This is a genomic window from Leisingera daeponensis, assembly GCF_019801465.1.
Taxonomy (GTDB): Bacteria; Pseudomonadota; Alphaproteobacteria; order Rhodobacterales; family Rhodobacteraceae; genus Leisingera; species Leisingera daeponensis_A.
In genome coordinates, this window is the sequence record NZ_JAHVJA010000013.1 from 104,222 (window position 1) to 119,660 (window position 15,439).

Genomic DNA, 15,439 nt, shown 5'->3' on the forward strand with positions numbered 1-15,439 from the left:
GATGCATTTCTACGGAACAGAAATCAAGTCGCGGCTGCTGTTGGGCACTGCGCAATATCCCTCTCCAGCCATTCTAGCCGAGGCAGTGCAGGCCAGCGGGACGGAAATCATCACCGTCAGCTTGCGCAGGGAAACCGCAGATGGCTCGGGTGCCGGGTTTTGGGGCAGCTTGCAGGATACCGGCTGCCGTATCCTGCCCAATACAGCGGGCTGCCATACAGTTCAGGAAGCTGTCACCACCGCCCGTATGGCACGGGAGCTGTTCGGCACACCCTGGATCAAGCTGGAGGTGATCGGCCATTCCGACACGTTGCAGCCGGATGTGTTCGGTCTGGTTGAGGCGGCGCGCATTCTCAGCGGCGAGGGCTTCCAAGTCTTTCCCTACACCACCGACGATCTGGTTGTCGGGGAAAAGCTGCTGGACGCGGGCTGCGAGGTGCTGATGCCATGGGGGGCGCCGATCGGCTCAGGCCAGGGTCTGCGCAATCCGGATGCCTTGCGGGCAATGAGAGCGCATTTTCCGGAGGTGCCGCTGATTGTCGATGCCGGGATAGGCCGGCCCTCGGATGCGGCCCAGGCGATGGAGCTGGGCATGGACGCGGTGCTGCTTAACACCGCTGTGGCCAAGGCCGGCGACCCTGCGGGGATGGCCCGCGCGATGGCACAGGCGGTCGAGGCCGGGCGTCTCGGCTATAAGGCCGATCCAATGGAGCGTCGCGACATGGCGGTGCCTTCGACCCCGGTTCTCGGCATGGCGGAGTTTGCATGATGGAACGTTTTTACCTGATCGTCAGTCATGTGGGTCGGCTGGAACTGCTGGTGCCGCACGGGGCCCGGCTGGTGCAGCTGCGCATCAAGGACGAGCCGGAAGCAGAAGTCCGCCGCCAGATTGCCCGCGCCCGCGACTTCTGCGCAGTGCATGACGCGCAGCTGGTGGTAAATGACTACTGGCAAGTGGCCCTGGACCTGAACTGCAGCTTCGTCCACCTGGGGCAGGAGGACATGGACACAGCAGATTTTGCCGCATTGCGCCGCAAGGGAGTGCGGTTCGGCCTGTCCACTCATGACGAGGATGAACTCGAGCGAGCGCTATCATTCGGACCGGAGTATGTGGCCTTGGGACCGGTCTATCCAACATTGCTGAAGAAGATGAAATGGGAGCCTCAGGGATTGGAGCGGGTGACGCGCTGGAAGCAGATGGCGGGAAAAACGCCGCTGGTTGCCATCGGCGGGCTGACACCGGAGCGGCTGCCGGGGATCTTTGCCGCGGGCGCCGACAGCGCGGCTGTGGTGACGGACATCCAGCTGGCGGAGGATCCCGAGGCCCGCACCCGTGAGTGGGTTCAGGCGTGCCGGGTCAGGGAAGAGGCATGAGCCGCTATGCGCGCCAGATGATCCTGCCGGAAGTGGGTGCGGAAGGGCAGGACCTGCTCGCCCGCGCCCATGTGCTGGTGGTTGGCGCCGGGGGGCTCGGCTGTCCGGTGCTGCAATACCTGGGCGGCGCCGGTATCGGCCGGATCACGGTGATGGACGGTGACGTGGTGGAGGAGAGCAACCTGCACCGGCAGGTGCTTTACACTGTGGCGGACATTGGACACTCCAAGGCGGAGGCGGCCCGGCAGCACCTGCTGGCGGCCAATCCGGGTTTGCAGGTGACGGCACGGGTTCTGCGCCTTGATGCAGCCAACGCGGAGCGGATGGTGGCGGAAGCCGATCTGGTGGTGGATGCGGCAGACAGTTTTGCGGTGTCCTATATCCTCTCGGATGAATGCCTGCGGCAGGGCAAGACGCTGATTTCCGCCTCGGCGCTGGGGCAGTCCGGCTATGCCGGCGGTTTCTGCGGCGGCGCGCCGTCGCTGCGCGCCGTTTTCCCGGACCTGCCTGCCCAGGCAGCGACCTGTGCAACCGCCGGGGTGATGGGGCCGCTGGTGGGCATGATCGGTGCCCTGCAGGCGCAACTGGCGCTGAAGGCGCTGCTGGGGCATCAGCCCTCCCCGCTGGGGCAGCTGTTTGTCTTGCGGCTGGAGGAACTGCAGGTGAGCTCCTTCCGCTTTGACGGGGCGGAAGAACCTGAGGACGCCCTGCCCTTCATCGCGGCCTCGCACATTTCGGACCGGGACACCGTAATTGAGTTGCGCGACGCGGATGAGGCGCCGCAACCGGCGATGCCACAGGCGCGGCGGATGTCCCGCACCGATCTGCCAGCCGCAAAGCTGCCGCGTGACACACGGATCGTGCTGTGCTGCCGCAGCGGGCTGCGCGCCTGGGGCGCGGCGCAGGATCTTCGGCAGGCGGGGTTTGGAGATCTGGCCCTGCTGGCGGCGGGAGATGGCAGGTGACGGTCATTCTGGCCATTGGCGGCACCGACAGCAGCGGCGGTGCGGGGCTGACGCGGGACACGGTGATGGCAGCGGAACTGGGCGCCACCCTGCGCCCTGTGGTGACAGCCGTCACCGTGCAGACAGATGAGGCGGTTCTGGCTGTCCACCCCAGCCCGCCCGAGGCTGTTGCTGATCAGGCGCGCGCTGCCCTGGCAACGCCGCCGGCGCCGCGCGCGGTGAAGATCGGCATGCTTGGCTCTGCCGCCGCGGCAGAGGCTGTTGAGACCGCCCTGCCCGCCAGCCTCCCGTTTGTGCTGGATCCGGTGCTGAAGGCGACCTCCGGCGGAACGCTGATGGCCGCCGGCGGGTTTGGCGCCCTGCTGCGCCGTGCGGCGCTGATCACGCCGAACCTGGCAGAACTGGAAGTCCTGTCCAGCGCGGGCGGCCCGGTCGAGGCGCAAGCGGCGGCGCTGCTGACCCACGGCGTGCAAGCTGTACTGGTCAAGGGCGGGCACGGCACCGGCCCCTGGAGCACCGACCTTCTGTTCACAGCGGATGGCGCGGTCACGCCCTTTTCCGCGCCGCGGCTGGCAGTCTCCAAACGCGGCACGGGATGCAGCCTGGCCACGGCTATTGCCTGCCAGCTGGCCAAGGGGGCTTCGCTGGCGGAGGCCTGCCGCCACGGCAAAGACGCGGTGCATCGCTGGCTGCGCCGCTGACCGCGGCAAGGTCGCTAGCGAACGGTTTTCAGGCCGGTTTCAGGACTGAGTGAAGCGTTCAGTCTCCCTAGGGTCGCGGCAGCACTGCTGCCACATGGACTCGGAGACCCGCCGCATGACCGATATCACTGCGCTCAGCGCCGAGGAGATGGCTGCCAAGCTGCGCGCGCGTGAACTGAGCGCCCGCGAGGTGCTGGCAGCACATAGGACGCAAACCGAAGCGCAGGAAAGCACTGTGAACGCCTTTGTCACTCTGGACTGGGAGGCGGCAGAGGCACGCGCGGCAGAACTGGATGCGCTGGCCGCACGCGGCGAGTTTGCCGGCCCGCTGCACGGGTTGCCGGTTGCCATCAAGGATTGCTTTGAAACCAAGGGACTGCGCACCACTTGGGGCTCAAAGAGCTTTGAGACCCATGTGCCGGACTATGATGCGTTGCATGTAGTGCGGCTGCGTGCTGCGGGCGCGGTGATCACCGGCAAGACAAACACGCCAGAATTCACCCTGTCCGGCCAGACAAGCAATCTGGTGGCCGGGACCACCCGCAACCCGCTGAACCCGGAAAAATCCGTAGCAGGCAGCTCCGGCGGCGCGGCGGCGGTGCTGGCCGCACACATGGCGGCGCTGGCCGATGGATCGGATCTGGGCGGCAGCACCCGCACACCTGCGGCCTGGTGCGGGGTTGTGGGGATGCGCCCGACCTCCGGGCTGATCCCCTATGGCCCCAACCCGTCGCCCTTCGACGGGCTGTCGGTGCCGGGACCGATGGCACGGAACGTTCGGGACTTGGTGCTAATGCTGGAGGTGATGCAGGGCAACGCGGCCTGCCAGCCGCTAGGGTACTGGCAGGAGCTGCCGCGGCTGGCGGACCTGGAAGAGGCCCCGGCCCGGCGCACAGGCCGGGCGGCGCTGTCACTGACGCCGTTTGGTGCAAGCGTGGAGCCGTCGGTGCAAGCGGCGGTTGCCCCGATTGAAAGGCTTTGCCGCGAGATGGGCTGGCAGGTGGCGGAGGACGCCCCGTCCCTGGAGCCGCTCATGGCGCATGGCGACATCATCCGGGGCCAATGCGCGCTGCAGCTGCGCGCGGCGCTGGCGCCGGACATGGCGCTGGCAGGCGAAAGCTACCGCACCGCCTGCGCCCAGGCCGAGGGGCGCGGCCTGGCGGAGCTGATCGCCTATCAGACTACCCGCGCCAAGGTATGGGCTGATGTCTGCACCTTCTTTGAGCGCTATGACTTTGCGCTTTGGCCCACCGCGACGGGGATGCCGTTTTCCGCTGACCTGCGCGACGGGGAGATCACCGAGGACTGGCGCACGGTCACCCTGACCCCGCCCATGGAGCTGCCCTCAATCTCGATCCCCTTCGGTCTGTCGGCTGACGGGATGCCGGTTGGGCTGCACATCACCGGACCAAGAGGGTCGGACGCACTGCTTCTGCAATTTGCCCGCAGTATCGAGCGGGCAATCCAGGGCTGACCCGCTTCAGCGCATCCAGAAGCCTTCGGACTTGATCCTGTTGCGGATCGCCTGCTCGCGCCGGGGCAGGTTTTCGCGGTCAAACAGCGCCCGCACTTTCTCGCCGCGCCCCTGGTAGACCATGCGCTTGATCGGCTCGTAGCCCTTCAGCACCTTCTTGATCCGGTTCGGCGCGGCGGCCTCGTGCAGCACCTCCACCACGCGGTCGCTTTCGCGCGCATAAAGCAGCGGGAACAACCGGTAGTGGCAGCTGGTTTCGCCGTCCAAAAAGCCTGCGGGAAGCGCATCGCGGCCGCCGCCGAAAGAGTGGATCACCAAGGGCAGCATGATCTGGTCCAGCCAGGGTTCCAAGCTCTGGCCCGCCAGCTCAAGCGGCGGATCGTCCCTGACCGACTGTGCATAGACCAGGAACCGCTTGCCGAAGGCCCGCGGACAGGCGCCGTAGAAGAAGCCTGCATTGAAGTACAGGTAGCGCTTCCAGAACTCATCCGGCTGGCTGAGGTCGAGGCTGGACAGGTAGTCGAGGCCGAAGCGGGTATAGAGCGACTGCCAGATGCCCGCATAGCCGGGCCCGTAGAGCGTAGGCTTGGGCCAGGTTCCCTCGACCCGCAGCGAGGCCGAGGGGCGGGAGAAATCAAACGGCACCTCTGCCAGCTCGCCAGTGATCAGCGTGTCGGTGTCGAAGAACACAAACGGCTCGCCCTCGGGCAGCACCTGCAGCGCCTCGATCTTGTTGCCATAGGGGTATGCGGCGCCGAACACCTTGCTTTCAAACGGCAGGATCTCTGCGCCCTGATCCGCCAGCGCCTGCAGGACGTCCTGATCGCGGATTCCGGGGTCCTTGTCCCACAGCGGGCCCGGCTGAGGCACCGCCACAAACAGGCGCCCGGCAAATCCCGGGGAACAATGGCGCAATGAGGCGGCAAACAGCAGCGCCTCATACTGCAACCGGCCCGCCTGGCCGACGATCATCACGTTGAAGGGGGCATTTGCCATCGTTTTCCCCGTTTTCCGCCGCTGCCGGGCGGTTAGGACTGCGCGTTAAGGCCGCGCAGAGAATTGTTTGTTAAGGTAGCTATAAGCCGGCAAGGAACCGCGCAACCTGCCAAAGGTAAAATCAGGCAGTCCTGTGACGCAAAGGCGCCGTAAGTGGAGTACGACGATGATTGATGTGATCCTGGCCATTCTTGCGGCCTCCGCCCAGCCAGGGACAGAGAGAGGTGCCGCAGGCAGCACGGCCGCTGCGCCTGTCCCGGCAGCGGCGCAAACCGCCCTGGCGGCCGAACCGCAGGAAGCAACCGGCCGTTTCACCACCGCGCAGGAGGTCAAGCCGATCCTGGCGGCAACACAGGCCAACTGGATCCACGTTCGCGAGTTTGACGGCCAGGATCTGCTCTACGTGACCCACTTGTGGTCCTGGCGCTGCGGACTGGCCCAATTCAAGCTGGGGGTGAACGGCGAGGAGCCGGAGATCTGGCCGCTGCCGGATTGCCACTTGGAGGAAGGCTTTCCCAACATGATCAAGGAAGAAGACGGCCTGCCCTACCGCAGCTATCCGCTGGGCTCGATCCAGCAAATAGCTGTCGAGGTAACTTATGACGACCTGACGACAGAAAACCTGACCTTCAGCCGCAGTGGCCAGCCGCTGCAAAAGTCCGCAGATTAAGGCGCCGGGCGGGCGCCACGGCGAAACGAGGGGGACACCGGGTATCCGCGAAGGGGCTTCGAGCTCCTCTGCGCGGTTCCCGCTGATCGCCTCCATCAGTGCCGGGGCACCGCCAGGTGAAACACTCTCCTCCTCCAGCGTGTCTGCGCGAGAACTAACCAAGAAACGCCGCATAGACACGGCGCCTGCTAGGCACCGTCATGACTGTGTGCGCGTCCAGTCAGGCGCTAGGTCCCGGCCGGCAGCATCGAAGACGCTAGCAGGTCCAGCCCGTCCGTCCGCGGCGCGGCGGATCCCGCCCCGGCCGGATCGAGCTGGCCTTGCCCCAAGGCGGTGGCAAGGCCTCACCACTCCAGAGGATGATTAGCATCATCCGAACGTCCTGCCTCTGCCGCAACCTGCCTTCCATCTGCGGGTATCCGACCATGCCGCGGACGGACTGCCAGTCTCGTGTAAGCCGGTTCCCAAGTACGCTCCCCGGAGCGCACACTGATTTTCAGACGGTAAGTTCATTTGTTCAAAAGACCTCTTGCGACGGACCCGCGAAGAATGGTAAGCGCCTTTTCACAGCGAGGCGCCCCTATAGCTCAGCTGGTAGAGCAACTGATTTGTAATCAGTAGGTCCGCGGTTCGAGTCCGTGTGGGGGCACCACCAACTTTCCTAAGGCACTGTTCTGCATCAGCTTTTGCATATGGCAAGGCGAGGCGTAGAACAAATTGGAGAACATTTCGCGCAGCTATGTCTTCGTGAAGGAAGGCATCTATTACTTCGTTCGCAGGATTCCGGCGGATCTTCGGCAGCACTATTCTTCAAGCAAGATTTCGTACTCGCTGAGGACTAGATCCCGTGCCGTCGCTATCTCGAGAGCAAACAGAACTGCCTGCAAGCTGGACGAATACTGGTATCACCTGCGGACCCAGGACGCGGAACTTCCAGGCAAGCATCTACTTCGGCATGGATTGAGCAGACCGTCTCCCCGTCAGGAAAATGACGCGGCTGTCACATCTGACGCTTTGACCCTGTCGGAGGCTGTGTTGACATACCTCCGTCTCAAGGGTCAGGGACGACCTGAAACCTTTCACCGTGCAGCACATCGGTCCTGCGGCTATGTAATCGACGTCTGCGGGGACAAGCCCCTGCCGGACTATACCAAGGCAGATGCTAATAACTTTCGGGATGCGCTGATAAAGCGTGGTCTCGCTGGGAGTAGCATCACCCGAATCTTCGGCACCGTCCGTGCGGTGTTCAATTTTGCTGTGGCTGAGGAAGGACTGTCGATTACGTCTCCCTTTCCGGATTTCCAGAAATGCTTCCTGCTCCCGCATCTCGATGAGCGCTGCAGGGGGAATGCTCCCGAGCCATTCCATATCGGTTTCCGCAGCCCGCTGAGACAAGAGAGCCCCCTCAGAGAGAACAGCGTCCCGCTGGCCTGACTAATTCTGCGGCCTGCTAAGCCATTTCCTATTCCTGCTCATAGCAGAAGGAGCCGTTTTACTGCCGGGGGAACGCCAGAAGTTTCCTCAATGAAATTAGCTTATTGGGCGCTCTATGACCGGCGTTCGGTGATGCTTTTGTGGTGCTGGAGCCCTGGTCTAGAGGGGTGGTTTTCGCGGTCGCGCATGGCGCGCAAGTTTGGATTTTCAACTAATTTCTTGAAAATTTCGGAAATTTAACTTATGCTGATACTGTCGCGCAACAGTGAGCGGCTGAATTATTCCAACATGGTAATCCCGTGAGCTTGATGAATTCATCTGGGGTCGCGGACGTTGAAGAATAGCAATTTGCTATTCTTCAATTTTGCTATTGGAGAAACTAGGGGGATATTAAAAGGGGGGGTATCAAATGATTGTTCGGCCAGATGTGCGTTGCGACGCTTCGAGCAGCGCAGGGGACAGTTCTGCTCCGGAACGCCGGTTTTCTTCTCGCGAGGACCGGACGGCTTTCCGCATGGAAGCCGCCACCCGGCGTGCCGAGAGTTCTCAGAGAGTTGAGAGTTCCAGGAAGGCAGACCTGAAGTTCCAGCTCGCGAGGACAAAAACCGGCTTATGGCAAGTTCTGGACGCCAGCTTCGCCTGCGGCGGGGTTTTTCAGGATCGCGTGTCGGCCACGCGCTTTATCCGTCAGGAGCTAGCCGGCTGCAGCGCCCCGATTGTTTACGTGCTCATAGGCTCTGCGGAATGAGCGGGATGTTTGCACGGACACCTTAATCGGGCCGCCGCGCTCCCTTAAATCCAAACTAGGTCCCGTCCAAGCGAGAGCTTGGAACGTGCTGCGTAAGAAATGGAGAATACCATGGAACACGTGCAGCAATTCGGCTCGGAAAATGCGGAATTTTCCGAGGCCGGAGTATTTGCGAGATATGAATCCAATGTGCAAAGCTATGCCAGGTCGACGCCCGCGGTTTTTGCGAAAGCTGTCGGATGTGAGATCTGGGACGAAAGAGGAGGCCGTTACCTGGATTTTCTTTCCGGTGCCGGATCTCTGAATTACGGGCACAACAATCCCGTTCTGAAAAACGCTCTGATCGAGTATGTGAATTTGGATGGCATCACCCACAGCCTTGATCTGCACACAGAAGCCAAGGCGCAGTTTCTGACCGAACTCGCCGACACCATACTTCTGCCCCGTGGACTTGACTATGTCGCACAATTCACCGGGCCGACCGGAACAAACGCCGTTGAAGCGGCCTTGAAACTTGCCAGAAAGGTAACCGGGCGAACCAATGTTGTTCATTTCACCAACAGTTTTCACGGTGTCTCGCTGGGCTCGCTTTCCATGACCGGCAACCAGGTCTTGCGAAAAGCGGCAGGCGTGCCTTTGCAAGGGGCGGTTTGCATGCCTTTCGACGGCTACTATGGGGCTGGCGTTGATACAGTCGCAATTCTGGAACAAATGCTCAGCGACAAATCCAGCGGTATCGATCTGCCTGCAGCAGTGATTGTGGAAACCGTGCAAGGAGAAGGCGGCCTCAACCCGGCAGGCTGGGAGTGGCTGAGCGACCTCGAGGCACTGTGCAAACGGCAGGAAATCCTGTTGATTATCGACGACATTCAGGCCGGCTGCGGGCGCACCGGCACATTCTTCAGTTTTGAGCCGGCTGGCATCGTTCCCGATATTGTCACCCTGTCGAAATCGCTTTCCGGCTATGGCCTGCCCCTTGCGCTGGTGCTGATGAAGCGTGAACTGGATCACTGGGAGCCTGGTGAGCACAATGGTACCTTCCGCGGGAACAATCATGCTTTCGTTACGGCGGCCGCGACCCTGCGCCACTACTGGCGTTCAAATGAATTCTCTCGGGAAGTCATGGAGAAGGCCGATTATCTCGAGGGCCGCCTTCGGGGCATCGTGGCACGGTTCCCCAAACATCTGGAGCGGGTCAAGGGACGCGGTTTCATGCGGGGCATCAGTTTTGCAGATGCCAGCTATGCAGCCGCGGTTCGCGACCGGTGCTACGCCCTTGGTCTGATTTGTGAGCGCTGCGGTGCCGATGATGAGGTAGTCAAGTGCATGGCGCCTCTGACCGTCACCCCGGAGGAGTTGGCCGAAGGGCTGGATATTCTGGAGCGCGCAACTGGCGACGTGCTCAGTGCCCGTGGCAGCTCAGGGCCTAAGATCCGCATAGCGGCGTCCTGACCGGGATTTGCGCATCCGTTTTCCCAGTATTCCGGCCCTGATGTAGCTAAACACCGGGCTTTGGGTCGGAATGGTTGGGAGGGAGGGGCACTGCAATCCTTCCCAACCGAACCACACGCAAGAGACCCGGAGCACAGCGGTTCAAGTCCATGAACGCAAACCGGTCCGGGAACCCGGATAGCACTTAGCGCAACCCCACCATGCAACGACGCCTTGGCAGCACGTGCTGTCCGGCGTACCGCCTATTGGAGTTTCACAGTGCTCATCTGTAACACAGCAGCCAACACAGTTCGCTGGCAGCCCGGGGAGCGGCTGCACCACTTGTTTGAATCGCGCTGCGACGAATTCGATACCGCTGGCGACAGCAATCACCTCGCGGTGATTTCGAAGGACGCCACTCTGACATTCCGTGATTTGGACAATCGTGCCAACCAGTTGGCGCGGTACCTCATTTCGAACGGGCTGGGGCCCGGCGACCGGATCGGCCTGATGTTCGATAAGTCCGCAGCATCATATACGGCCCTTCTGGCTGTGCAGAAAATCCACGCGGCCTATGTTCCGCTGGATGAGGGCTTTCCGCGCGAGCGCATCGCCTTCATCCTGGAAGACGCCGGCGTCGACGCGGTCCTTTCGCTTGAACGTTATGCCGGCTGCTTCAGCGGAATTGATGTGCCGAAGTTCTTCCTGGATTTCGCCGCGCCGCAAATCGAAACGTTTGACACCGCCCGCCCGAGCCCTGCTGAGTTGAGAGGGGAGGGCGACGAGGTCGCATATCTAATCTACACTTCGGGCACGACGGGAAAGCCCAAGGGCGTGGTGATCGAACAGTCAAGTATCTGCAACTTTGTACGGGTCGCCGCCGAGACCTATGGGTACACGCCAAATGACCGGGTCTATCAGGGCATGACAATTGCCTTCGACTTTTCAGTCGAAGAACTTTGGGTGCCGTTGCTGGCTGGTGCGGCCCTAGTGCCGACCAAACAAGGGATCAGCCTTGTCGGAGAAGAACTTGCGGATTTTCTGCGACGGCGCCAAGTCACCGCAATGTGCTGCGTCCCGACGTTGCTGGCTACAATAGAGGAAGAGCTGCCTGATCTGCGGCTGCTTCTGGTCTCGGGAGAAGCCTGCCCGCAAGGGCTGATATCCCGCTGGCACCGCGATGGCCGCACGATTCTGAACGCCTACGGGCCTACGGAAGCAACCGTTACCTGCACCATCACCCAATTGCACCCGGATAAGCCTGTTACCATTGGCGGCCCGCTGCCAAGCTATTCGATAGCGATCCTGGATCCGGAAGAGGACATCGAATTGGCGGATGGAGAGTTGGGGGAAATTGCTGTCGCCGGTGTCGGTCTTGCCGCCGGGTATCTCAACCGTCCGAACCTGACGGCCAGAAAGTTCGTTCCCGATTGCTTGAACGGTCCCAATAATCCTTCCCGGCGTCTCTACCGCACCGGTGACTTGGGGCGCATCAATGAACTGGGCGAGATCGAGTTTCATGGCCGGATCGATACCCAGGTCAAAATCCGGGGTTACAGAATAGAGCTGACCGAGATTGAATCGGTGCTGCTTGAGGTTCCGGAAATCTCTCAGGCCGTCGTTGACACTTGGGAAGCCGAGCCCGGCACGCGCGAACTGGTTGCCTACTATGCACTCAACCACGGCGTAGCTGAGCTGGATAAGGAGACGGTCGCCAGCAAGCTGAAAGCGCGGCTGCCAGCCTATATGATTCCGTCTTATCTGGAGGAGCTGGAACATATTCCACTGACCGTCAACAACAAGGCGGACCGCAAGCAGCTGCCGCCGCCGTCGGGACAGCGTTTCATTATCAGGAGCAAAACCGGAACAGCTCCCCGCAGCGAAGTGGAGCGGCTACTCGCTGACCAGCTCGGCCCGATTTTGAATACCGGGAACATCTCGATCGACGATCACTTCTTTGATGACCTTGGCGCTCACTCCCTGCTGATGGCGCGCTACTGCGCGGCGCTGCGCAAATGCCCCGGACTGCCGAGCGTTTCCATGCGCGATATCTATCTCAATCCGACGATCCGGGCGCTGGGTAAACATGCCGGGGCTGCGGTGCCTGGGCATCAGATGCGCAACCCGCCGCAGGTTCCCAAGCCTGCACACATCGCAAGCGACCGCGAGTACGTCCTATGCGGTGCAGCGCAATTCACCTGGATGACCGCCTATGGCCTGTTTGGATTTTGGTTGATTGTCAAATCCGTGGAATGGGCACTGTCCGGCAACCCCAGCGCAGTAACTGCCGGCACACGCATGACCATTGCCGGTTTCGGCTTGTTTGTTCTGTTCAGCCTGATACCGGTTGCTGCAAAATGGACTCTGATCGGCCGCTGGAAACCTGCGCGGATTCCGGTGTGGAGCATGGCGTATTTCCGGTTCTGGCTGGTCAAGGGCCTGATACGGAGCGCTCCGCCTGCCTTTCTTGCCGGAACTCCGGTCTACAATGTCTACCTCCGTGCATTGGGGGCCAAAATCGGGCGCGGCACCGTGATGCATTCCGCTTCACCGGTTTGTACAGATCTGCTGACGATCGGCGACAATACAATTCTGCGCCGTGAAGCGGTTGCGCTTGGGTACCAGGCCGAAGCCGGCTTCATTGAGACCGGGCCGGTTACGGTCGGCGACAATGTGTTCATCGGCGAGGCCTGTATCCTCGAGATCGGGGCAAAAATGGAAAACGGAACCCAGCTTGGTCATGCGTCAAGCCTGGAGAAAGGGCAGATCGCACGTGAAGGCAAGCGCTATCACGGTACCCCCGCCGTGGAAACAGAGGCGGACTATTGCCGTGTCCCGCCCCGTCACTGCAGCGAGTTGCGCCGGTGGGCCTATACGCTGGGCTGGCTGACCTACGGCTTTCTGATGCTTTGGCTGATCTCCAGCGTATTGGGAGCGGCTATCCTGGGCGGCTATGTGGATGAATTCGCCGCGACCACAGACCTGCGTGAGATGGCAATCCTCGCCGTGCAGGTCACGCTGGTCCTTTACTTCGCGGCCTTCCCTGCCGGGCTTTTGTTCATCGGCATCATGCCACGCCTTGCGCACAAGTTTGTGGAACCTGGCCGGGTTTACACGCTGTTCGGTTTTCATTTCTTTATGCACGGACTGGTCGCCGGCTGGTCGAATTCCCGCTTCTACAACCTGATCTTCGGCGACAGTTCCGCGATCGTCTATTATCTGCGGTATGTCGGCTACAATCTGAACAAGGTGGTGCAGACCGGATCCAATTTCGGGGTCACCCAACGCCACACCAATCCGTTCCTCTGCGACATCGGCACCGGGACGATGGTTTCCGACGGCCTCTCAATGATCAATACCGAATACTCGGCGTCCTCATTCCGGGTGCTGCCGGTCAAGATCGGCGCGCAGAATTATCTTGGCAACAATATTCACTTTCCGGCCGGCGGGCGTACCGGTGAAAACTGCCTTATCGGAACCAAGACGATGATACCAGTTGACGGACCGGTCCTTGAGAACACGGGGCTTCTGGGCTCGCCGCCATTTGAAATCCCTCGCGCCGTGCAGCGCGATACGGCAATGGCCGGAAAGCTGGAGGAGGCTGCCCGCTCCGGCCGGCTGAGAGAGAAAAACGTTCACAATCTGAATACCGCACTGATCTACCAGGCTGCCCTGCTGGCATTTGTCTGCGTTGTGCTGTTCGCGCTGCAAGTTGCCTGGCAGGGATATCTGGCAATCGGTTTTTCTGCCTGGGCGTTGCTGGCAGGATTCCTCACCCTCTTCACAATCGGCTACTTCGTCTTCTGCGAACGGGCCAGTCTGGGTTTCGGCAGGCTGAAACCCCGGCAGGCAATTGTGCTCGACGACTACTTCTGGTCGCACGAACGGCATTGGAAAATGACCGACCATCCCATCATTAACCTGTTTGCGGGTACGCCGATGCGCGGATTCATCGGTCGATTGCTGGGGATGCGGGTCGGCCGCAAGCTGTTTGACGACGGCGGCCAGTTCGTGGAACGCACCCTGATCGAGATCGGTGATAATGTGACCGTCAACTTCCGGGCGACGCTGCAATGCCATTCCCTGGAGGAAGGCGTGTTCAAATCGGACCATATAGCTGTGGGCAGCGGCGCCACGATTGGCGTTGGAGGGTTCGTCCATTACGGCGCCCGCCTCGGCGAGAAAGCGGTTCTGGGGGCCAATGCATTCCTCATGAAAGGCGAGCAAGTCGCTGCCGGGGATATATGGTCCGGTAATCCCGCCAGCCCGCCGGCCAGGGACATCCGCTGCCGTCAGTCCGAATTGACAATGTGAGCCTCCCCCAAAGAAGTGGTCCGCCCCTATGATTAGGTAACGGAGGACCATAGATGGCGGCAAAGAGACCCAAGCCTGAAGATATTGTCGTGAAGTTACGGCAAGTTGAAGTTTTGATGGGGCAAGGCATGCCCCGGATTGATGCGATCCGTCAGATCGGCGTGACGGAGCAAACCTATTACCGCTGGAAGAGAAAGTACGGCGGAATGGGCACAGAACAACTCAAGGAACTGAAGCGGCTGCAGAAAGAGAACGAGCGTCTTCGCCGGGCAGTTTCGGACCTGAAACTGGACAAATTGATTCTGTCCGAGGCCGCAAAGGGAATCTTCTGAGCCCCTCGCGCCACCGGGCCTGCATCGACCACGTTCGCAGCAAGATGAAGGTTTCCGAGCGTCGCGTTTGCCGCGTTCTAGGCCAGCATCGGTCCACACAGCGGCGATTGCCTCAGGGGCGTGCTGACGAGGAACGCCTGGTCGCTGACAAAATCGAGCTGACACGTCAATACGGCCGATATGGCTACCGCCGGATTGCGGCCATGCTGCGGGACGCTTGCTGGCAGGTGAATGACAAACGTGTCGAACGTTTATGGCGGCGGGAAGGGCTGAAGGTTCCAATGAAGCAACCCAAGAAGGGACGGCTCTGGCTCAACGACGGATCATGTGTTCGATTGCGCCCCGAGTATCGCAACCACGTCTGGTCTTACGACATTGTCCACCACCGGACAGATGATGGAAGGGCATTTAGGACATTGAATATTCTGGATGAGGACAGCCGGGAATGCCTTGCGGTCCGGTTGAAGCGAAAGCTGAACTCAACCGTAGTCATCGACGCGCTGACGGACCTGTTCATTCTACGCGGCATCCCAGCCTATATCAGACCTGACAACGGCCCTGAGTTCATTGCGGAAGCTGTCAGGGGCTGGATCACAGCTGCCGGCGCCAAGACTGCTTTCATTGAACCGGACTCACCTTGGGAGAACGGATACTGCGAGAGTTTCAACGGGCGCATGCGGGACGAACTGCTGAACGGGGAAGTCTTCCACTCGCTACGGGAAGCTCAAATCATCATCGAAAGCTTGAGAAAGCACTACAATACAAAACGGCCACACAGTGCCTTGGGGTACCGCCCGCCCGCGCCGGAGGCCATCATCCCGATAGCCAAAGGCCAGCCATGCACTAACTTTCAACTTGGACCACGCAAGTGCGGTGGCTCACCCTGCCGCGGACCCGGTGGTGTTTCACCCGTCGATGGCGGAGGCCTACCGGGAGCGGGTGTCGCGGCTGATCCGGAGCCTTGGCTCCAGCGAAGGCATGGAAGAGGCCAAGGAAGCGC

At 61.1% G+C, this 15,439-nt stretch carries 10 protein-coding genes, 1 tRNA gene and 1 pseudogene; 11 read left to right on the forward strand and 1 reads right to left on the reverse strand.

What is annotated here, in order from left to right:
• Position 1 precedes the first annotated feature (1 nt).
• From KUV26_RS20305 to KUV26_RS20325, 5 genes are all read left to right on the forward strand, one after another.
• Entirely contained in the window at positions 2 to 769 is a 768-nt protein-coding gene (locus tag KUV26_RS20305) for a thiazole synthase (protein WP_222509745.1), read from the forward strand.
• Complete coding sequence (locus KUV26_RS20310; RefSeq protein ID WP_222509755.1) at positions 769 to 1,374, forward strand: thiamine phosphate synthase; 606 nt, start codon at positions 769 to 771, stop codon at positions 1,372 to 1,374. Before KUV26_RS20305 ends, KUV26_RS20310 begins: the two co-directional genes overlap by 1 nt.
• Positions 1,371 to 2,339: a HesA/MoeB/ThiF family protein gene (locus KUV26_RS20315; RefSeq protein WP_222509746.1), complete on the forward strand. Its 969-nt coding sequence runs from the start codon at positions 1,371 to 1,373 to the stop codon at positions 2,337 to 2,339. The genes KUV26_RS20310 and KUV26_RS20315 overlap by 4 nt, the downstream gene beginning before the upstream one ends.
• Positions 2,336 to 3,040 (forward strand): hydroxymethylpyrimidine/phosphomethylpyrimidine kinase, encoded by a 705-nt coding sequence (locus KUV26_RS20320; protein WP_222509747.1) that lies wholly within the window; start codon positions 2,336 to 2,338, stop codon positions 3,038 to 3,040. Before KUV26_RS20315 ends, KUV26_RS20320 begins: the two co-directional genes overlap by 4 nt.
• A 115-nt stretch (positions 3,041 to 3,155) precedes the next feature.
• Positions 3,156 to 4,514, forward strand: a complete 1,359-nt coding sequence (locus KUV26_RS20325) for an amidase (RefSeq protein ID WP_222509748.1) — start codon at positions 3,156 to 3,158, stop codon at positions 4,512 to 4,514.
• 6 nt (positions 4,515 to 4,520) lie between these two features.
• Here the strand turns inward: KUV26_RS20325 and KUV26_RS20330 are convergent, their stop codons facing one another.
• Positions 4,521 to 5,510, reverse strand: coding sequence for a hypothetical protein (locus KUV26_RS20330; protein WP_222509749.1), 990 nt, complete (start codon positions 5,508 to 5,510; stop codon positions 4,521 to 4,523).
• 166 nt (positions 5,511 to 5,676) lie between these two features.
• On the opposite strand from KUV26_RS20330, the gene KUV26_RS20335 reads away from it, so the two are divergent.
• The 6 genes and pseudogenes from KUV26_RS20335 to KUV26_RS20355 form a co-directional block, all read left to right on the forward strand.
• Complete coding sequence (locus KUV26_RS20335; RefSeq protein WP_222509750.1) at positions 5,677 to 6,180, forward strand: hypothetical protein; 504 nt, start codon at positions 5,677 to 5,679, stop codon at positions 6,178 to 6,180.
• Positions 6,181 to 6,756: 576 nt separating this feature from the next.
• Positions 6,757 to 6,832 (forward strand) — tRNA-Thr (locus tag KUV26_RS20340).
• 95 nt (positions 6,833 to 6,927) lie between these two features.
• A complete protein-coding gene (locus KUV26_RS23825; protein WP_315900152.1) occupies positions 6,928 to 7,614 on the forward strand; it encodes a DUF6538 domain-containing protein in 687 nt (228 codons plus the stop codon).
• A gap of 859 nt (positions 7,615 to 8,473) precedes the next feature.
• Positions 8,474 to 9,814, forward strand: a complete 1,341-nt coding sequence (gene ectB, locus KUV26_RS20345) for a diaminobutyrate--2-oxoglutarate transaminase (RefSeq protein WP_222509751.1) — start codon at positions 8,474 to 8,476, stop codon at positions 9,812 to 9,814.
• A gap of 258 nt (positions 9,815 to 10,072) precedes the next feature.
• The gene (locus KUV26_RS20350) at positions 10,073 to 14,107 is read left to right on the forward strand and encodes a Pls/PosA family non-ribosomal peptide synthetase (RefSeq protein ID WP_222509752.1); all 4,035 of its coding nucleotides are present in this window, start codon (positions 10,073 to 10,075) and stop codon (positions 14,105 to 14,107) included.
• 53 nt (positions 14,108 to 14,160) lie between these two features.
• Positions 14,161 to 15,257: pseudogene (locus KUV26_RS20355) on the forward strand (IS3 family transposase); the annotation flags it as partial.
• Between the last annotated feature and the right edge of the window lie 182 nt (positions 15,258 to 15,439).

Coding starts and splice junctions, on each gene's coding strand:
- KUV26_RS20330 (WP_222509749.1), bottom strand. CDS start 5,510: ATGGCAAATGCCCCCTTCAACGTGATGATCGTCGGCCAGGCGGGCCGG.
- KUV26_RS20325 (WP_222509748.1), top strand. CDS start 3,156: ATGACCGATATCACTGCGCTCAGCGCCGAGGAGATGGCTGCCAAGCTG.
- KUV26_RS20315 (WP_222509746.1), top strand. CDS start 1,371: ATGAGCCGCTATGCGCGCCAGATGATCCTGCCGGAAGTGGGTGCGGAA.
- KUV26_RS20305 (WP_222509745.1), top strand. CDS start 2: ATGCATTTCTACGGAACAGAAATCAAGTCGCGGCTGCTGTTGGGCACT.
- KUV26_RS20310 (WP_222509755.1), top strand. CDS start 769: ATGGAACGTTTTTACCTGATCGTCAGTCATGTGGGTCGGCTGGAACTG.
- KUV26_RS20335 (WP_222509750.1), top strand. CDS start 5,677: ATGATTGATGTGATCCTGGCCATTCTTGCGGCCTCCGCCCAGCCAGGG.
- ectB (WP_222509751.1), top strand. CDS start 8,474: ATGGAACACGTGCAGCAATTCGGCTCGGAAAATGCGGAATTTTCCGAG.